Origin of the sequence: Chryseobacterium ureilyticum, assembly GCF_900156735.1 — a bacterium.
Lineage (GTDB): Bacteria > Bacteroidota > Bacteroidia > Flavobacteriales > Weeksellaceae > Chryseobacterium > Chryseobacterium ureilyticum.
Window position 1 is genome coordinate 1372832 of sequence record NZ_FTOL01000001.1, and the last position, 21214, is coordinate 1394045.

General features: G+C 35.8%; 17 protein-coding genes and 1 pseudogene. 14 read left to right on the forward strand and 4 right to left on the reverse strand.

From position 1 onward, the window contains the following. Positions 1–39: 39 nt before the first annotated feature. Positions 40–366, reverse strand: coding sequence for an ArsR/SmtB family transcription factor (locus BW983_RS05975; RefSeq protein WP_076550672.1), 327 nt, complete (start codon positions 364–366; stop codon positions 40–42). Between the two features lie 64 nt (positions 367–430). Further along, positions 431–2419, reverse strand: coding sequence for a conjugal transfer protein MobC (mobC, locus tag BW983_RS05980; RefSeq protein ID WP_076550880.1), 1989 nt, complete (start codon positions 2417–2419; stop codon positions 431–433). Positions 2420–2598: 179 nt separating this feature from the next. Here mobC and BW983_RS05985 point away from each other — a divergent pair, with 179 nt between their 5' ends. Beyond that, entirely contained in the window at positions 2599–3606 is a 1008-nt protein-coding gene (locus BW983_RS05985; protein ID WP_076550674.1) for a PDDEXK nuclease domain-containing protein, read from the forward strand. 18 nt (positions 3607–3624) lie between these two features. Here the strand turns inward: BW983_RS05985 and mobB are convergent, their stop codons facing one another. Together mobB and mobA are read right to left on the reverse strand one after the other, a co-directional pair. After that, complete coding sequence (gene mobB, locus BW983_RS05990) at positions 3625–4908, reverse strand: conjugal transfer protein MobB (RefSeq protein ID WP_076550676.1); 1284 nt, start codon at positions 4906–4908, stop codon at positions 3625–3627. A 7-nt stretch (positions 4909–4915) separates the two neighbouring features. Next, positions 4916–5347: a conjugal transfer protein MobA gene (mobA, locus tag BW983_RS05995; protein WP_076550678.1), complete on the reverse strand. Its 432-nt coding sequence runs from the start codon at positions 5345–5347 to the stop codon at positions 4916–4918. 567 nt (positions 5348–5914) lie between these two features. On the opposite strand from mobA, the gene BW983_RS06000 reads away from it, so the two are divergent. From BW983_RS06000 to BW983_RS06065, 13 genes and pseudogenes are all read left to right on the forward strand, one after another. After that, a complete protein-coding gene (locus BW983_RS06000; RefSeq protein ID WP_076550680.1) occupies positions 5915–6682 on the forward strand; it encodes a ParA family protein in 768 nt (255 codons plus the stop codon). Between the two features lie 10 nt (positions 6683–6692). Then, positions 6693–7091 (forward strand): DUF3408 domain-containing protein, encoded by a 399-nt coding sequence (locus BW983_RS06005; RefSeq protein ID WP_076550682.1) that lies wholly within the window; start codon positions 6693–6695, stop codon positions 7089–7091. Positions 7092–7094: 3 nt separating this feature from the next. Further along, complete coding sequence (locus BW983_RS06010; protein WP_076550684.1) at positions 7095–7724, forward strand: hypothetical protein; 630 nt, start codon at positions 7095–7097, stop codon at positions 7722–7724. Positions 7725–7960: 236 nt separating this feature from the next. Beyond that, positions 7961–8266, forward strand: coding sequence for a DUF4134 domain-containing protein (locus BW983_RS06015; protein ID WP_076550686.1), 306 nt, complete (start codon positions 7961–7963; stop codon positions 8264–8266). Between the two features lie 10 nt (positions 8267–8276). Continuing rightward, positions 8277–8609: a DUF4133 domain-containing protein gene (locus tag BW983_RS06020; protein ID WP_076550689.1), complete on the forward strand. Its 333-nt coding sequence runs from the start codon at positions 8277–8279 to the stop codon at positions 8607–8609. Beyond that, entirely contained in the window at positions 8606–11116 is a 2511-nt protein-coding gene (locus BW983_RS06025) for a TraG family conjugative transposon ATPase (protein WP_076550691.1), read from the forward strand. Before BW983_RS06020 ends, BW983_RS06025 begins: the two co-directional genes overlap by 4 nt. Before the next feature lie 21 nt (positions 11117–11137). Next, the gene (locus BW983_RS06030; protein ID WP_076550693.1) at positions 11138–11770 is read left to right on the forward strand and encodes a DUF4141 domain-containing protein; all 633 of its coding nucleotides are present in this window, start codon (positions 11138–11140) and stop codon (positions 11768–11770) included. A 1-nt stretch (position 11771) separates the two neighbouring features. After that, positions 11772–12764 (forward strand): conjugative transposon protein TraJ, encoded by a 993-nt coding sequence (gene traJ, locus BW983_RS06035; protein WP_076550695.1) that lies wholly within the window; start codon positions 11772–11774, stop codon positions 12762–12764. Between the two features lie 15 nt (positions 12765–12779). Continuing rightward, positions 12780–13405: pseudogene (traK, locus tag BW983_RS06040) on the forward strand (conjugative transposon protein TraK). 235 nt (positions 13406–13640) lie between these two features. Beyond that, positions 13641–14948: a conjugative transposon protein TraM gene (gene traM, locus BW983_RS06050; RefSeq protein WP_076550699.1), complete on the forward strand. Its 1308-nt coding sequence runs from the start codon at positions 13641–13643 to the stop codon at positions 14946–14948. A 24-nt stretch (positions 14949–14972) separates the two neighbouring features. Next, a complete protein-coding gene (gene traN / locus BW983_RS06055) occupies positions 14973–15872 on the forward strand; it encodes a conjugative transposon protein TraN (RefSeq protein WP_076550701.1) in 900 nt (299 codons plus the stop codon). A gap of 378 nt (positions 15873–16250) precedes the next feature. Beyond that, positions 16251–17879 carry a T9SS type A sorting domain-containing protein gene (locus BW983_RS06060; protein ID WP_076550703.1) on the forward strand — a complete coding sequence of 543 codons (1629 nt, stop codon included), beginning with the start codon at positions 16251–16253 and terminating at the stop codon, positions 17877–17879. Positions 17880–17889: 10 nt separating this feature from the next. Next, positions 17890–21213 carry a hypothetical protein gene (locus BW983_RS06065; protein ID WP_076550705.1) on the forward strand — a complete coding sequence of 1108 codons (3324 nt, stop codon included), beginning with the start codon at positions 17890–17892 and terminating at the stop codon, positions 21211–21213. Position 21214 lies beyond the last annotated feature (1 nt).

Genomic DNA, 21214 nt, shown 5'->3' on the forward strand with positions numbered 1-21214 from the left:
TAAATGCAATATTGCGATATATTTATTAAAAAAAATGCTTTAACAGCATTTCTGATTTGTAGTCGTCAGAATTATATTTGAAAAATAATTTTTTAACACTTCAAAAGTATTTTCATCAATACAATAGCAAATCGCAGTTCCTTCAATATTACCTTTTATAAGCCCCGCATTCTTTAATTCTTTTAAGTGTTGAGAAACGGTTGCCTGAGCCAATGGTAATTCGTTAACAATATCACCACAAATACAGGTATTTACTTTCAAAAGGTACTCAATAATAGCAATTCTTGCGGGATGCCCCAAGGCTTTCGCTATTACAGCAATTTTATTTTGTTCATCTGTAAAATGATCGGTTTTGGTTGCTCCCATAATTTTAAACAATTAATATATTGCAATATTACGATTAATAAATCAAATACAAAAATAAATTTATTTATATGAGATATTCCAGGTCAGGATCATCCTTTATTCTCTCCAGTTCAACCTCAATAATATTTAATACATCTGACTTGATCTGCTTATAATTGATATTAATCTCTTGTTTCAAAATATCTTTTCCATTATCATCGACAAAAGAGCGTATATGGGGAATAGATTGATATTTTTTTGTCTCTTCCAATACATTCTCATTATCCACTACAATTTCTGCATGAAACATCTTCTGCTCAATTCTTTCATCAAAATTATCAGATACAGCTCCTACAAACATTCCCTGGCTTAATGTTGAAATTTTAGAAGCCGGTATCAGACTATCCAGCTGGGTAGATATAGAAGTGGACGTATCATTTCTGTTAATGGTCATACTTTGCCTTTTCTGCAAGACTTTTCCAAAACGTTCCGAAAGATTTTTAGCTGTGTCTCCCACCACCTGACCACTGAATATATTCCCCACTGTATTCTGAATCACTTTACTTTCTTTATCTCCGTAGTCTCTTGCCAGCTGAGAAAAATCCTGAAAACCCAGACATACTGCTACTTTATTACTTCTAGCAGTTGCAATCAGATTATCCAATCCCCGGAAATAAATCGTGGGTAATTCATCAATAATTACTGAACTTTTGAGTTGCCCTTTTTTATTGATAAGTTTTACGATTCTTGAATTATAGAGACCCAACGCTGCTGAATAAATATTCTGCCGATCCGGGTTATTACCCACACATAATATCTTCGGTTCTTTCGGGTTGTTGATATCCAAAGAAAAATCATCGCCGGTCATCACCCAGTATAGCTGAGGAGATATCATTCGTGACAAAGGAATCTTAGCTGAAGCGATTTGCCCCTGAAGCTGGTCCTGTGCACCACCTTGCCATGCATCCATGAAAGGAGAAAGATAATTCTCAAGATCAGAATAAGAAGTTAGAATCGTGAAAACCTCAGAGTATTTTTTATTGAGCAGTTCAATGGCATGAGGAAAAGTACAGTATTTACCATTTTCATATATTTTCAGGAACCAGATAATAGCAGCTAAAAGAATAATGGGAGATTCCACGAAGAAGTCCCCTTGCTTTTGAATCCAGGTTCTGTTTAAATTGAGCATGATGGTATAGGCAGCTTCATAGGCATCTGAAATATCCGTCATAAAATCAGGATTTAAAGGATTGCACCGATGGCTTCTTCGGGGATCATCAAAATTGATAACATAAAATTTCGGTTTTACTTTGTATTTATCCTGATGTTTTAAGACATGATTATAAGCAATCGTGGAAAGATCATCAAACTTAAAGTCATAGATATACATGGAGAAACCCTTCTCGATATGTTGCTTAATATAATTATTGACAATAGCATATGACTTTCCTGATCCTGGAGTTCCAAGTACAATGGTTGCTCTGAATGGATTGACAATGTTAATCCAACCTTGATTCCATTTGCCTTTATAATAGAATTTAGTGGGAAGATTGACAGAGTATTCATTTTCCATCAACTGTGTTTCCTGCATAAAACTTTCATTCTCATTATTGAATACATCATCCATCAGATTATGCTTTAACAAGCGGCTCATCCATACCCCTGCCATCATGAGGAGTATATATCCTACCGACATTGAAAGCATATATAAAAGAATGCCTGCCCCATTCCATCTCAGCAAAATAGTATTGAAAAAAAACAGTACAATGCCGGCTGCCAGAAACCCCATAATCCGAGACCAGGTTATCTTCTCGTCTTTTACTCCTTTTGTTCCCAGGCAACTTAAAGAGAGTAATACAATGGTAAAAACTTTTGTATAGAGATTGTTAGAGAACAAGCCTGCCGTTCTTTGGAAATTCAGCAGTATTCTGTTAATGATATCCAGTGTCCATCCTTTTTCATTAAAAAAGGGATAACAATACCAGTAATAGTGCATCAGTACCATTAAAATACTGACAGCACGCATAAATGCCATAATTTTAGCTAAGCCTCTTAGATCATCTTCCCCTTGCATATCATTTATTTTTAGAGTTAGGATGATGAATTTATCGGGTAACAGAAGTCTGCTTTCTACACTGGCAGTGTCAGGCATTATAAGGAAGCATTTGGCACAGGACTGAAACTTATTTTCTCATGGATCATAGCAGTTGTTGACCAAGGAATTTTTTACATTTGTTCTATAACAAAAGATCAATGAAACCTGTACAATCAACATACACTGAATTACTGGATAGCATAGGGTCCGCTATTGAGGTTGCAAGACAAAATGCGGTTAAGGCAGTTAATACTGAGCTGGTTAAAGCCAACTGGGAAATTGGCAGGCATATCGTGGAATATGAGCAGCACGGTGAGGAACGTGCAGAATATGGAAGTAACTTACTGGCAACACTTTCCAAAGACCTTAGGCAGCGTTACGGTAAAGGATTTGGCAGGCGTAATATTTTAGATATGCGCAGATTTTATCTGACTTATCAAAAATGGCAGGCAGTGCCTGCCAAATTAAGCTGGACTCACCTGGTTACTTTGCTCGGTATTTCTGATAATACAGCAAGGAAGTTTTATGAAAAACAGGCCGTACTTGAAAACTGGGGCTATCGCGAACTGGAAAGGCAGATCAACTCTTCCCTTTTTGAAAGACTGGCATTGAGCAAAGACAAAAAAGGCGTACTACAACTGGCAGAGAAAGGTCATATCGTAACCGATTCCACAGAGGCTATAAAAGATCCTTATATACTGGACTTTCTAAAATTACCTCAAAGTCAACAAGTTACAAAGAAGGCACTGGAGCAGAAGATTATTGACAACCTGCAGATGTTTCTTCTAGAACTGGGAAAAGGCTTTACATTTGTAGGAAGACAGTATAAGATATCACTTCGCAACAGGCATTTTTATATTGATCTCGTATTCTATCATCGTATCTTAAAGTGTTTTATATTGATCGATTTAAAAATAAAACAGGTCGAGCACAATGATATAGGACAAATGAATTTATATCTAAACTATTTTAAGTCTGAAGAAAATGTAGTGGATGATAATGAACCTATAGGAATTATCCTTTCTGCAGAAAAAGATGAAGTATTGGTGGAATATGCAACAGGTGATATTTCTAATAAAATATTTGTTTCCAAATATCAGTTGTATTTACCTGACAAAAAAGAATTACAGCAAAAAGTACAGGCAATTATGCAAAAAGAAGGTTAGGTGCAAGAGACCATCAGACTATCTTTTTCTTCTTTTTTTCCGCTTCCGCATTTGCTCTGAAAAAACCTGTTCTTCATAGTCTTCTCCCTGCACCGTTGGCAGCAATCCGGGAAATGAGTCCATTGATTCAATATCATGTATATTATCATTGTTATCATTTAAAAATTCAAATAGAGGATGTAGCTGACTGGGTAAAAATTGATTTGTTGGAGGCGATTTAGGTTCTGCTTGCTTTGTATCAGAAGTTTTTTTCAAATGCTCGTGATCCTTCCACAAATCATTAAAAACAGCAGCCGAATATTGTTTTCCCAAATTTGAACCATTCCATACTGTTTTGGAATTATGATCGATAAATGTAATCCCATACATACGTCCAGCTTCATTTCTGCGGATTACTGTATTGATACCTATGGAATTTAAGTTTTCAACAAAATATTTTTCATTTTGTCCTCCTTTCAATGCATTATCAACCATAACTTTTAGCTCGGATTTAGCTGATTGAAGAACAGATTCTTTGTTTTTTAAAAAGTGTGATTCCACTGCTGCCAGCTGTGCTTCTCTTCCAATCCTTGAAGCTTTTAATGGGTTTCCAGTTTTATGTTTTTTTGTATCCAATGCAAAATACACCAACCCCCGCTGTGGCTTTCCATGCAATTCACCTTCAATTTTTTCAACCGCTATATTGAATATTGAAAGCAGAGCACTGTACTCTCCAAATGTTTTAAAGGAATATACATCAGCTATATTCCGGATGACGGAGCCGATCTGATGTTTAATATTTCCTATCTGATAATCAACTGGTTTGAAAACCAGGTTGCTTTTCACATTCTGGCTTTCTGCAGCTCGCCATAAATTATAGGTATTTTCGAGTTGTCTGCACATATTCATCGACCGCCTTTTCTCAAATCGATCTGATATTTTCTTGCCATTTTCATCAACACATACAGACACAATATGAATATGGGTACGGTCGATATCAGTGTGTTTAAAAACCATGTAAGGCTGTTCACCGTACCCCATTCCATTCATATACTCTTCTGCCATCTTCACAAAGTCCTTATCACTGACCTTATCATTCGGATCTGGATTAAGCGATATATGTAAAGTATGTTTTTCCGTCTTTTGATTGGCAGTCAGATAAGGATCGAAAGATCTCATGAGTTGGGGTATAGTATATTTCCCATCTGTGGATTCCACCATTTTATTCATCAACAAAATTTGTCCTTGTCTCTTTTCCACCTTATGATGATTATAGGCTAAGGCACCATATAAATTACTGCTTCTGCCAATTTTTGCAATCATTGAACCATCATTTTTCTATATTCCCGTTAGTAAATTCATTAGCCAATTCGATAATTTTCCGGCATAACACTGAAAGTTCAGCAGTGTGTCTCTCCAGCTTATACAAAAATGCAGCAGCTTTTTTCTCGGTAAAATGGGTGTATAATAATTTAACTACCTGATTGTAATTCACACCAACTGCTCTAAACTGGGAGTAGAAGGAAGTGAGCCTCATATAGAAATCAACTGTTCCTTTATCTATTTTTACTGTTTTTATTTCTTTTGAAAACAATACTGACGTTATAAATTTAGCTTTATTGTCCATCCCGGAGACTTCAAACAGAGACAAAAATTTACTATTGTCTTCTTCATTCAACCGAAAAACATAACGGTGAACACATGGGGCTGCTTTTGGTTTTCGCCCTCCTTTATTTCTATAATAATTTTTATGATCATTCATTAGGTATCCATTTAAAATTATAAACCTCGACTTCGGAGAGTGTTTCAAAGCTCCCGGCAGGGCAAGTTGTTTTGAGGCACAAAAAAAGTTATGAGGCACTCAAAACACAACTTGCCTTGTTCAGGTGAACACCCTATTTACTGCATTATAAAAACTTTCGTAACAAGCGACAAAATATTTCAGATGTTGTACTAAACAGCCTACTCTCTCTAAAAAATCAATACAACAATGTAAACAGAAACAACCAGATATATACAATACTAACCCCTTCCAATTTCCGCCAAATAACACCAGCAATTACCTGAAAATCCACACTCGTTTTGAAAATTATTCCCTTTACAGCAACATATAAAGTTGATGATGAAACGGGTAAATCATAAAAAAGTAAAGTTTTAAAACTATAAAAGCGTAAAAGCAGAAAAGCAGTTACAGATATGCCCTGTAAAAATGATGTAAATGTATACATCTTTAGATATTTAAGATAATATAGGAGTACCCCGATATATAAATCAACCTATACAGATTCTTATCATTCAAAATTATAAAACAACAATAAATACATGAATCATGAAAGCAACAAAAAAAACTTTAAAAGTTAGTTTCTCCACTCAAAAAGGAGGTGTGGGAAAATCGACGATTACAACATTAATTGCCAGCGTATTGCATTACCGATTGGGATATAATGTTTTAATCATGGATTGTGATTTTCCACAATACAGTGTAAGCAATATGAGGGAACGTGATAAAAAAGCAATCATGTTGAATGAGTATCATAAAAAGGCTGCTATGAAACAATTCCAACTGCTTAGCAAAAAAGCATATCCGATCATACGCTGTAAGGCTGAAAATGCAATAGAGGAATCAGTCCAATATAGTAACCAAACTACCATAGTCCCGGACATTATCTTTTTTGATTTGCCTGGTACCGCCAATACCAAAGGGGTTCTGACAACCTTGAAATCCATGGATTTTATTTTTGCCCCAATGACTGCTGACCGTTTAGTTGTAGAAAGTACATTAGGATTTACAAAGGCTTTTATGGCTCTTCCTTCCGGTGAGCACGATCTTACAAAACAAGCGTTGTGGCTATTCTGGAATCAGATTGATGGTCGGGAAAAGACAGGGTTATACGAAATCTACGAAAAAGCGATTGCGACTCTTCAGATGAATATAATGGATACGCGAATCATGGACAGTAAGCGATTTCGTAAGGAATCCGATCACATCGGAAACAGTATTTTCAGATCGACACTGTTACCAGCAGAACATCTGCTTTTAAAAGCGACAAGAATGGATCTGTTTGTTGAAGAATTTCTAAGAATCACAAATCTATAAAACCAGAAATATGGCTACAAACGATGATAATAAAGATTTAGAAAAGCCTACTATTGATGAAGAATATTTAATGCAGGTAATCAGTGGTGAACAAAATGTTCTTGATAAACAAACTCATGCAGCCCAGCAATCCATCCATAAGTCTAAAGAAAAAACAAAAATGAATACTTCTAAAAAGCTACACTATGAAGACACCTTTTTAACCAATCGCTTTCCTTCAGGACGTAATGGTAAAGTGGTTTATATACGTCCAGAGTACCATGAAAGATTATTAAGATTAGTACAACTTTCCAGAGAAGAAAGGACAACTCTATATTCCTATATCGACAATATACTTGAACAGCATTTTCAGGAATACGGAAACGAGATTACTGAATACTTTAACAATCACTTTAAACCAATCCTATAAACTATGGAAAATCTCATTATTATATGTCTCCTGATTATAATCTTGTTATTATTTCATGACAAAATTATCCAAAAACAAGTTCCTTATCATAAAATTGAGAAACAAGCAGCTAATAAAAGACAAGCAAATATTATGGGAGAAGCAAAAACCTCATTCTATTCTATGACAATCACTTCCTCCGAAAGACAAGAAAATGAACTTGATTTTAATCCCTCTAATTTAGAGATAGAATATGACATCAGCGAAAATGTCAATCTATCAAATCCGCAGGAAGAACCGGGTGGTTTTAATAATATCCCTGATTTTATTGACGAGGAAGAAGAATGGAAAAAATATAGAATCATTGGTGAGGATAACAGTTTTGCCCAAGGGGTTACCTTTGAAGAACTAAGCACTGTGGAGATGTTTGCGAAACAAAATAGTTTTACCCCATCTCAAAAGGAAACAGCAGCAGCGATCGTTCAGAAAACATATGGAACTGAATTATATATCTTACTTGAAAATTCTATGGAAAATGCTTCCTATGAAATCACACAACTATTAGATAAGAGTTTTGATCATGCAGAAAATACTGGTTCTTCCATTACGCGGAAAAGCAATCTCAGCGATTTAGAAATAGAGGATTTTACATAAAATCCTCTATTCTTTTTTATAATGTACCAAACTTTTAGTATTTGATGACCTCTTTTTGATTGCTCTTTCAAGCTTAATTATTTTTTTTTGGAAAGTAATAAAAATATTCTCTCTAAAGCATAACAGAGCCAAACAATTCCTGAAAACGCCCAATTTAAGGAAAGCACGCTCCTTCTCTACACCTTTGTCTCGAAGCCCGTAAAGCGCAGGTTTTCATCATTAAAAATCTATTCATTATGAAAAGACAAAGAAAAAAAATCGCATTAACAGCATTGCTTCTTTTAATCGGGTTGACTACGAATGCCCAGGGTAATGGTTCCGCCGGAATCACTGAAGCTACGCAGATGGTCACCTCGTACTTTGATCCTGCTACTAAGCTTATTTACGCCATCGGAGCCGTTGTAGGTCTTATTGGAGGGGTTAAAGTGTACAACAAGTTCAGCAGTGGAGATCCTGATACCAGTAAAACCGCAGCCAGCTGGTTTGGGGCATGTATCTTCTTAATTGTTGCCGCAACAATCCTGCGTTCATTCTTCCTTTAAAGCATCAGTTATGGTTACGTATCATATCAACAAAGGAATCGGAAGAACGGTAGAGTTCAAAGGATTGAAAGCACAGTACCTGTTCATATTTGCAGGCGGGCTGTTGGGAATATTGGTATTCATAATGATCATGTATATGGCAGGAGTCAATACCTATCTCTGCTTATTTTGTGGTGGGTCAGGGTCAGGTCTTCTAATCTGGCTGACCTTCTCATTGAACAACAAATATGGTGAGCATGGACTGATGAAACTAGGTGCCAGAAAAAAGCATCCTAAATATATCATCAGTAGAAAGTCAATCTATAGGTATCTAAAATCGAACGTCAAAAATGCTGTATCATGAGAAATCAATCAAAAGCAGCAACATTGGAAAGCAAGTTTCCACTAATTAGCGTTGAAGAGAACTGTATTATTTCCAAAGATGCAGATGTTACTGTTTGCTTTAAGGTAAGGCTTCCCGAACTGTTTACCGTTGCATCTGCAGAATATGATGCCATTCATTCGGCATGGTTCAAAGCAATTAAAACGCTGCCGGATTACAGCATCGTTCACAAACAGGATTGGTTTATCAAGGAAAATTACAGTCCTGATTTATTGAAAGAAGACCAAAGTTTTCTGTCCAAGTCTTTTGAAAGGCACTTTAACGAAAGACCTTTCTTGAATCACTACTGCTATCTGTTTCTTACCAAAACTACGAAGGAAAGGATGAGGATGCAGAGTAATTTCTCATCACTATGTAAAGGAGTTTTGATTCCCAAGGAGATCAGGGATAAAGAATTGATCAGCAGATTCATGGAAGCTGTTGATCAGTTTGAAATGATTATAAACGACAGTGGATATGTTTTCTTAGAAAAAATGACTTCTGATGAGATTACGGGGACAGCAGAACAGTCGGGATTATTAGAGCAGTATCTTACTTTGTCCAAAGAAACCAATCCATCTCTACAGGATCTAAACTTAGGAGAAGAGGAAATGCGTATTGGTAACAACCGCATCAGCATGCATACCTTGTCAGATACGGATGATCTTCCGGGCACAGTTTCTTCACACAGCAGATACGAAAAGTTAAGCACCGACAGAAGCGACTGCCTGCTTTCATTTGCATCTCCTGTTGGATTGCTGCTAAGCTGCAATCACATTTACAATCAATACCTGTTTATCGACAATAGTGACGATAACCTTACTAAGTTTGAAAAATCAGCCAAGAATATGCATTCTTTGGCGAGATACAGTCGAGCCAATCAAATCAATAAAGAATGGATTGAGAAATATCTCAATGAAGCACATTCTTTCGGACTGCAGTCGATTCGTGCCCATTTCAATGTGATGTGTTGGTCTGACAATCCTGCTGAACTTAAACAAATAAAAAATGATACAGGGAGTGCCCTGGCATTGATGGAATGCAGACCACGTCATAACACAACAGATACAGCAACATTATATTGGGCAGGAATTCCCGGGAATGCAGGAGATTTTCCAAGTGAAGAAAGTTTCTATACGTTTATAGAGCCGGCATTATGTTTTTTCACTGAAGAAACCAATTACCAGAACTCAGCATCTCCCTTTGGAATCAAGATGGCAGACCGATTGACTGGAAAACCTATCCATTTGGATATTTCCGATCTTCCGATGAAACAAGGTATTATTACCAACCGAAATAAGTTTATCCTCGGTCCATCAGGAAGCGGCAAATCTTTTTTCACCAATCATATGGTGAGGCAGTATTACGAACAGGGAGCTCATGTTTTACTGGTTGATACCGGAAATTCCTACCAGGGGTTATGTGAACTGATTAAAGGCAATACTAAAGGTCAGGATGGAGTCTACTTCACATACACTGAAGATAATCCGATTGCATTCAATCCTTTCTATACTGATGACGGCATCTTTGATATAGAAAAAAGAGAAAGCATTAAAACACTCATTCTCACACTTTGGAAAAGAGATGATGAGCCCCCGACCCGCTCCGAGGAAGTTGCTTTATCGAATGCAGTCAGTGGGTATATTGAGGAGATCAAAAATAATAATCAAAATCCATCTTTCAATGGCTTTTATCAATATGTAAAAAAAGATTACCAAAAAGTATTGGAGCAGAAAAAAGTCAGGGAAAAAGACTTTGACATTGCCAATTTTCTCAATGTACTGGAACCTTACTACAAAGGGGGTGAATATGATTACCTGCTCAATTCTGATCAGCAGCTTGATCTTTTATCCAAGAGGTTTATTGTTTTCGAGATTGACGCAATCAAGGATCATAAAATCCTTTTCCCCATTGTAACCATTATCATCATGGAAGTATTCATTAACAAAATGCGAAGACTGAAAGGAATCAGAAAGCTTATTCTGATCGAAGAAGCCTGGAAGGCGATTGCCAAAGAAGGAATGGCTGAATACATCAAGTATCTTTTCAAGACGGTAAGGAAATTCTTTGGAGAAGCAATCGTGGTTACTCAGGAAGTGGATGACATTATTCAGTCTCCAATTGTTAAAGAGAGTATTATCAATAATTCGGATTGTAAGATTCTTTTGGATCAGAGAAAGTATATGAACAAATTCGATGATATCCAGACCATGTTAGGTCTTACCGATAAAGAAAAAACACAGATACTGTCCATCAACATGAACAACAATCTTAAGAGACTGTACAAAGAAGTCTGGATTGGACTTGGCGGAACGCACTCTGCAGTGTATGCCACAGAAGTTTCAACTCAAGAATATCTCGCTTATACAACTGAAGAAACTGAAAAAATGGAAGTCATGAATCTGGCTTCAGAACTTGACGGCAATGTTGAACATGCCATTAAGAGGATATCTCTTAGGAGAATCAAACCGAACAATAAAGAAGATTAAATCAATTAAAATTTTACAATAATGAAAAATTCAATCATTACAACAGTTATGGTTATTGTACTGGCTGTGACATCATTTTCAAAAGCACAATTTGTGGTAACAGACCCTGCAAATCTGGCATCGGGTATTCTTAATTCTGCCAATGAGATTGTGCAAACCTCAAATACGGTTTCCAATGTGGTGAAGAACTTCAATGAAGTGAAGAAGGTTTATGAACAGGGAAAAGAATATTATGACAAGCTCAAAGCAGTAAATAATCTCGTTAAAGATGCCCGAAAAGTTCAGCAGACGGTGTTATTGGTAGGTGATGTTTCTGAAATGTATGTCAACAATTTCGGAAAAATGCTGAACGATCCGAATTTCAATACACAGGAACTGACTGCTATTGCCAATGGCTATTCCACTTTACTTAATGAAAGTACAGAACTGCTTAAAGAATTAAAGCAGATTGTGACCTCGACTAACCTATCATTGAATGATAAAGAAAGAATGGATGTTATTGACCGGGTATATAAAGAGGTGAAGGACTATCACAATCTGGTAAGGTATTATACCAACAAAAATATCTCTGTTAGCTACCTACGTGCTAAAAAACAGAATAATACCCAAAGGATATTAAATCTTTATGGAACCGTAAATCAAAAATACTGGTAAGATGGAGTCTAATAATTTACATGAAGTACTTCGTTCAGTATATGACGAAATGATGCCGATGTGTGCTGATATGGCAGCAGTTGCTAAAGGTGTGGCAGGACTGGGAGCTCTCTTCTATGTATCCCTAAAGGTTTGGCAGGCTCTAAGCCGTGCTGAGCCGATTGATTTGTTTCCTATGCTCAGACCGTTTGCCATCGGTATCTGTATTATGTTCTTTTCCACGCTTGTTCTTGGCAGTATCAATGGGGTTTTAAGCCCTGTTATTCAGGGAAGTCATTCGATGTTGGAAAACCAGGTGCTGGATCTCAATGAGCTGCAACAGAAAAAAGACCTACTGGAAAGAGAGGCGATGCTTCGCAACCCTGAAATGGCTTACCTTATTTCAGATGAAGAGTTTGATAAAAAACTGGAAGAATTAGGCTGGTCCCCATCCGATCTGGTTACTATGTCAGGAATGTATATAGAGCGAGAAATGTATGCCATTAAAAAAGAAATCAGGGATGGTTTCAGAGAGTTTCTGGAAATACTCTTTCAGGCTGCGGCTCTGGTCATCGATACAATCCGAACCTTCTTTCTCATTGTATTGTCTATTCTCGGACCTATTGCATTTGCCATATCGGTATGGGATGGCTTTCAGTCTACCCTAACGCAATGGCTGACCCGATATATCAGTGTGTATTTATGGCTTCCTGTTGCAGATATGTTCAGTGCTATCCTTGCAAAGATACAGGCGTTGATTATTGAAAAAGACATTGAAATGCTTGCTGATCCCAACTTTATCCCAGATACTTCCAATACCGTTTATATCATCTATATGATCATCGGAATTATCGGATACTTTACTGTTCCAACCGTTACCGGATGGATCATCCAGGCTGGCGGTGCAGGAAACTTTATGCGTAATGTTACGCAGATAGCTCAAAAATCAGGAAATGTTGCAGGGGCTGCTGCAGGATCGACTGTGGGAAACATTTCAGGTAGACTCCTTAAATAATCAAAAAACAAAAAAATGGAATTTAAAATCTTACGAAATATAGAAAACAGCTTTAAGCAGATCAGGCTCTTCACATTTATTTTTTCCCTTTTGTGCTTTGGAGTTGTCGGAATTGTGGTTTACAAATCCTACAGTTTTGCAGAAGAGCAAAGACAGAAGATTTATGTATTGGACAATGGCAAATCCCTAATGGTTGCATTGTCACAGGATATGTCGATCAACAGACCTGTAGAAGCGAGGGAACATGTCAGAAGATTTCATGAATTATTCTTTACGATAGCTCCTGATATAAGGATGCGATTGAAAGTAATGTTAAGAGAGCTTTCAATCTGGCCGACCAATCAGCATTTAACTACTATAAAGATCTATCGGAAAAAGGGTATTACAACAGGATCATCAGCGGAAATATTCAGCAGAGAATTGAGATCGACAGTGTTGTGGGAAATTTCAATAACTATCCTTACGGGATAAAAACATTTGCCAAGCAATATATCATCCGATCTAGTAACCTCACTAAAAGAAACCTAGTCACTTACTGCTCCCTCGTCAACTCGGTGCGTTCGGACAGCAATCCACAGGGATTTACGATTGAAAAATTCAATGTCGTTGAAAATGCAGATATAGAAACCGTTACACGCTAAAGATTGCCATGGAAAAATTCAGAAGAAAAATTGACAGTTACGTTCATCGATTGGAAAACCGTTGGAATACTTTGCCCCCTAAGCGTCAAAGAATGTTTACAAAATTATTTTTAGCAGTTTACACCCTTATAACAGTGTTTTCATTGTTTTATATATGGTCAGGAAAAAGCAATTCTTTATCAATACATCACATCGATGGCATTCCAAAAAGTATTACCATTAAAAATGCTGTACCATGAATTCAGAAAACAGAAACAATATCAGAATTACAGAAGGAAGATCTCCCGTTGATATGAAAGAGCAACATCTAAGACCGATTGAAAGATTGGAAAAGTTCAAAAAACCTTTGATCTATTTTCTTATGGTCATTTCCTGCGTAGCAAGTATGTATTTAATTTTTAAACCTAAAGATGAAAATCTGATGGCAGAGAATATAGGATTTAACACTGCAGTGCCGCAGGCTGCTGATGACAAACTACAATCAGATAAGCAGAAAGCTTATGAGCAGCAGTTATTGGAGCAAAAGGATGAAGAAAAAAGAAATGCTTTGACTTCTTTATCCGATTACTGGACAGATTCCAATCTTAGCCACTCTATTAATGATCAATCATCTGTACCGATTAGTACTACCAAGGTAATTCAAACCGATCAAAACGCATTGGTTAGTTACAAGAGTGCACAACAGACTTTAGGGAACTTCTACAGCAGGGATAATACAGAAGTAGATCATCTGAGAAGAGAAATTTCAAGATTAAAAAGTGAGATCGTTCAAAATACAGCAGAGCCTAAGAATACTACATTAGAAGATCAGCTGCAACTGATGGAAAAATCTTACCAGATGGCTGCCAAGTATCTGCCTTCACCTAAACTTCAGGAGCAGGCTCACACTAAAGGAACTACAGACAATAAAGAATCTGATGAAAAGATTAACCTTGTTGCAGTAAAATCTATACAACATGGTGTTGTTTCAAGTTTGCACCGAGAGCTTTCTGACAGCGTTTTTATGGCAACATTGAACCACAAGCGATTTAATGGTTTGCAGACAGATCTTAAAAATACGGTTCCGGAAAATAAAAACAGTATCAGAGCCATAATTCATGAAACAAAAACGGTGATTGCAGAAACCACCGTTTCGCTTAGACTCACTGAGTCAATGCAACTTGGAAAATCAGTACTGCCTTCCGGTACTATTGTAAGAGCCCTCGGCAAGTTTGAAGGTGGAAGATTGTTTCTAAAGATATCCAGCATTGAATATCAAGGCAGCATCAATCCTGTTGATATCGATATTTATGATAATGACGGACAGATTGGGCTGTACATCCCCTATTCACCTGAACAAAATGCGGTAAAAGATATCGCAGCGAATATGAGTCAGAATTCGGGAACCAATATCATGATGACTCAGTCTGCCGAACAGCAGGTAGCCGCAAATCTTAGCAGAGGTCTGATTCAGGGTATTTCGGGATATTTTCAGAAAAAGATCACCACACCGAAAGTTACTGTAAAAGCAGGTCATCAGGTGTTCTTAGTCTCAAAGAAATAATTTAATTAATACAATTACAAAGCAATGAAATTACAATACAATATATTTTTCACATTGGTTTTTATCCTGCTGATGATCAGCAGGGTAAAATCCCAGGAAAGTCCGGGGTTCGCTTCATTAAATGAAGCTAGGCTGGAACCGTTTAAAATGGAAGTCACCTACAACAAAACGAGCCACATTCTATTCCCCTCACCTATTCGGTATGTGGACTTAGGTAGTGAGAATCTCATCGCCAACAAAGCTGGAGATATAGCAAATGTCCTTAGAGTAAAATCATCAGTAAGAGACTTTGAAGAGGAAACTAATTTTTCTGTAGTTACAGAAGATGGCAAGTTTTACAGTTTTGATGTCTTTTACAGCAGATATCCTGATACGGTTAGCTATGATCTCTTACAATTTAAAAGAGCAAAAGAAAAGCAATACAGCGCGGATGTCCTGTTTGAAGAACTTGATGGTGATTCGTCGTCGCTCACTGAATTAATGATAAAAACACTGTATGGAATTCCCAAAAGAACAATCAGACATATTGGTTCGAAAAGTTTTGGAATTCAATTTTCTCTCAAGTCTCTTTATGTTCGTGAAGAAAAGTTTTATTTTATAATACAGATAAAAAATAAAAGCAATCTTTCTTACCATATCGATTTTGTCAACTTTAAGATCGTAGATAAAAAGAATCTTAAACGTACGGTTATCCAGGAAAAAATACTATCACCTCTTAGAACCTATCCCATGCTTTCGCCAGTAAACTATCGATCTACCAGTGAATTTCTCTTCCTTCTGAATCAGTTTACCCTTTTAGAAGATCAGGTTTTGGAAATTGAGTTAATGGAAAAAGATGGTGGACGTTATCAGAAGATTCAGATTGTGAATTCTGATCTGGTTCATGCGAAAATAGTTGATGATATACATTTAAAATTAAAATAAGATGAAAAGTATATTAATAACTATAATGGTTTTTTATCTCAGTTGCAATGTTTATGGACAAAGAATACTCCCTAAGCAAAAAAGTATAGAAATTAATTCAAGCCTTTTTATTAAAAAGGATTCAGAAAGCTATTTTTCTCTACTTTACAGTTTGGAATACAATAAAAATTTAGTATCCTGCCTTTTAGAGTAATTAAACAATATTGCTTTTTTTTATTTAATAATTTAGCTTTACAAAACGCTTGATAGATTGTTGGTAATTTCAAATCATTTAATGTGATAATATTCATGCTACCAATAATCGATAAACCTTTTTAACATGTAATAAAAGAAATAGTTTTGCACTGAACTATATACTAACTCAAAAATTACACGGGAGTGAGAAGAATTTATCTCAGTGCATTTTTCTTATGCACATTCTTGAGCGTCTCTGCCCAAGAAGTTGTATGGCAGAAAGACATCAAATCCTCTACTCAGGATTTTCTAAGCCAAATTACGACGACGATCGATCAGCAATATCTAATTACTGGAAGTTCTATACAGTCTGGAAAAGGAAAGCAAGAAAAGGAAAATAAACAAAACAACGGTTATGATTTTCATTTGGTAAAATTGAATCAACAGGGTGAAGAAGTCTGGGAAAAATATTTTTCCGGAGAGAATCACGATTATTTATCAGCTACTGTTACCACCCAGGAAGGCGGATTCCTACTGGGTGGAACTTCTTATTCTGGTAAAGGTTTGGATAAAAAAGAAGACTCTAAAGGAGGTTCAGACATCTGGCTCATTAGGATCAACGAATATGGGGATGAATTATGGCAAAAGACACTCGGTACTAGCTCTGATGAAGAAGCAAAATCAGTAATTCAAACCACAGATTTAGGATTTTTTGTAGCCGGAAATGTTCACAATTCATCCAAAGGTTACGGTTCTAAAGATGTGTGGATAAATAGACTGGATAAAGAAGGAAAAGAATTATCACAACTTATTTTAGGAGGAAAAGGAATCGATGAAGTGGAGAAAATGATCCCAACGAAAGATGGTGGAGCATTACTGGGTATTTATTCCAGAAGCTCTGAGATTCGTGATTCCGGTTCCGGGGTTAGAAATCCTGAAACTAAATTTTCAAGCAACCAAAATCCTGCATCTTCAACTATTAGCCAACTACCAAAAGCCAGCAGTAACTTCGGTGAAGGCGACTATTGGGTTGTAAAGCTTGACAAAAACGCAAAAATAGAATGGGAAAAAAATTACGGAGGGAAAGGTGATGATCATATCAGAACTCTAGCATTGACTTCAACAGGTTTTATCATTGGTGGAGAATCTAGGTCCGAAAGATCCGGAAACAAAACAGTAGGAATCGAAGAAGGAACAGATCTTTGGCTGATTTCTTTAAATGAAAGAGGCGACGAACAATGGCAAAAATCTTACAACTTTAAAAACCGAGATGTCTTGATGGGAATAAGTGTTATTCATTCTGCTGATGATAAATCTTCAAAAGGGATATTACTTGGAGGTTATACACAAGCTGAAGGAAGAATAGAAACAAATGATGAAACTTTCTGGTTGTTATATCTTGATGGAAATGGTAATGAACAATGGCGCAAACACGTTAACGGAGAATCCCGAAAAAGAGAAGAAAGACTTTCAGATCTGAAATTAAATAGGGACGGCTCTATTGTTCTGGTCGGGACCAGTACACAAAAATTAGGCAAAGAAAACTGGAAGATTGTAAAACTTGGTGACAAACAGGTAAATGACCTGATTGAAAAATACGATATCAAAATTTATCCAAACCCAGTCACAGATTATGTTTATGTAGAAATTGGTTTTGACTTTAATGAAGCTAATATTCTATTGTATGATATGAGTGGAAAGCAGCTTCAAAGTTTTAAAACGAAAAATAATGTATATAAGATCAATACACAGTCTTTGGTACAAGGAGCTTACCTGATAACCATCAAAACAGATAATAATAAAACCGCAAATGCAAAACTAATAAAGAAATAAAAGATTAACTATGAAGAGAAAAATACTTTATTTAGTTCCTGCTTTATATTTAAATACAGCAGCAAGCCTATTATATGGACAAACACTCTGGAGAAATCCTGCAATACAAGATATTCAAAACATCCAAGTCAACAAACCGGAAATAGGAAAGTTAAACGATTTAACGGTTTCCGATGACAATGTTAATTTAAGTACTGGTGAACTATCACCCAATATTGGTTTAACCGAAATTAAGACTAAGTCATTAATTGATCCTATCATTTTATCATATAAAAATGGTAAGGGAATTAGAGTAAATGATATATCTAGTGATATTGGATTGGGCTGGGACATAGGAGCTGGAGGATCAATTACAAGAAAAGTAAATGGTTTCCCAGATGATGTAACTATATATATAAATCCCACCATTGGTGTGGAAGCAACTAATCCAAGATACAGAAAAAATTATCCAAAATTTATTAATGGGTGGCTAGACTACGCAAATTGGGCACCTATAAAAAAACCAAAAATTCCATATTTATTTCCTGGAACACCTTCAAATAACGAGGCACTGGGAGGTGCTATTCAGAGATTTGCTCAAAAAATTATTAATAAACAGTATGGTGATGGTAATGACTGGTTTAGATTTCTTTTTGCACAAGGGACATCCGAACTTTCTGGTTATTTAGGAGGATCAGGATTTCCGATGGGTGGAGGCTTGACCATAGCTGATCTGGGCTCGATGTCCAGTATGGGATGGACATACATAGATGTTGACGGTGAACCCGATGAGTTTTACTTTAATTTCGGAAAATATTCAGGAAAATTTGTATTTGATGGAAATAGAGCACCTGTGACAATTCCTCATATTCCGGGTTTAAAAATTGAATCTCCTTTTAACTCAGATCCTAATACGTGGTTATTTACAACTCCTGAAGGGACAAAGTATTACTTTTCTCACACACCTGAATATACCGAAACTTTATATAGTGAAACTAACGCTGCACCCTCATATGATGATTGGATGGGAAAAACTCCAGAAATTAATGAAGGTGTCAGTGGGAACGAATATATTTCGAAATGGTTTTTGAGTAAGGTAGTGGCTGTTAATGGAGATACTATTGACTATAACTATGAACAAATGCCCGACCTACTTTATAGTGAAAAATCTGAAATAAAAGAAGTTTTTAAACCAAGTGTGGGAAGTACTAAAACCCCTCCAGCATATTTTATAAATTCAGGTGACAAAGGGTTTTATGAAAGAGTACTGGATAGAACCACCCAAATTAGAATTAAGGGTCCCAAGAGACTTTCCTTGATAAAAACATCTGATAATAATACGATTAAGTTTGAATATAATGGACTAACAAGAGAAGATATTGATCAGTCTCAAACATCCCCATCAGATAAAAGAAGAACTTTGTCTTCAATAAAAAAATTTGATTTTAACAGTAAGCTTATCGAGAAGCTTGATTTCAACCAAAGTTATTTTAGCTCACAATGCCCTACTTATGATTGTAAAAGACTTAAATTGGATAACGTAAGAAGAATTGGAGCTGACGAGTCTACAATTTCGGCAATCACATCTTTTCAATACTTTGACGAAAGTCTTCCTCAACGAAATAACTTCCATCAAGATTATTGGGGATACTATAACAACAACAATAGAAATACTTTAATTCCTAAAGTTTATACCATGGGAGCTATGTACGACTATCCCGGAGCAGATAGAACTCCTAGTGAAGAAAAAGCAAAAGCAAGTATGCTAAAAAAAATTGTTTACCCAACAAAAGGGAGTGTAGAATATGAATATGAATTGAACGATTTTGGAACTGATTTTGAATTTCCCACCAACCCAGTTACCAATAATAAAACCGGAGGTCTTAGAATAAAAAAAATTTCTAAAAGAGAAAGTGAAAATGTTGCTCCAATTGTACAATCTTTTACTTATAAATTATCCAATGGTAAGAGCAGTGGGGAACTTCCTGAATTATTGAGAACCTCTACTTCACAAGAAGACAATAATGGAGCTGGGCGAATGTTTGAAAGACAAAAAATTGTTGTCAATGAAGATACTGGACAAACCAGTGTTTATATTATGATTTATAGTACTCCTAAGTATTTATTTACTGATGATTTATTAAGGTATTCGAGAGTAGTTGTTGATACTGAAGGAAAAGGATCAACCGAGTATTTATTAAGTTCCTTTAATACAGATCCGGATTATAAGACAATAAATTATAAATGGTCCAGAGAAAGTGGCAAAGGTTTTAGGATGATCCCCCAATTTATGTTAGAGACCGGTTATATTTATAATATATTTAACCATCCTACTATACATACTCCTGATAAAAGTTATGCAAGAGGATTAGTATTAAGTAAGATAGAAAAGGATAGTTCAGGAAAAACTCTTAGGGAAACAATAAATAAACACAATATGAATCCTACGGGTTATAGTCCTAAGCAAATATTTGGGGTTGGCACTTCATCAATAGACTCATTTCTCGTGGAAGACTCTGATATCCAAAGCATGGATTTTGTATTAAGTTTTTATAAAAGTGATTATGTATACTTAGAATCGACAAAAGTTAATGATTATTCAGGCAACAACTCTATTGTAAATAGTGAAAGTAATAATTACAATAATTTTTGCCTCTTACAAAATAAAAACACTTTATTTTCAAATAATGATTTACTTGAAGTAAGGTATAAATACGCTTATGATAAATCAGTTCAAAAATTGATTGATGCCAATATTATTAATCTTCCTATTGAAACTGAAGCTAGCAAAAATGGAAAGTTAATCAGCAAATCCGAAATAAAATATGATAATGCTATAAATATCTATCCAAGTTCTATTCTTTCTTATAATTTCTTAGATAATACAGCAAGAACAGATATTAGCTACGATCTATATGATGATAAAGGAAATCTATTGCAATATACAACAAAGGGAAATCAACCGGTTACAATTATTTGGGGATATAAAAGTACTGAACCTATTGCAAAGATTGAAGGTATTACTTACTCTGAATTAGCAAGTAAACTTGGTTTTTCAAATACTAATATGGGATATAAAAACCTTCAAATTGTTAATAATTCAAACGCTGATACCAATAATGATTACGAGGACCAAACTCTTATCCCATCATTGGATGATTTTAGAAATAACCCAGAACTCTCCCAGTACAGAATCACAACTTATACATATGATCCTTTAATTGGTGTAAAAAGTATCACACCTCCCTCCGGTATAAGAGAAAGCTATATTTATAATTCTGCAGGAAGACTTGAAAAAATTGTAGATGTGGATGGGAAATTGTTAAAAGAATTTAAGTATAATTATAAAAACTAAT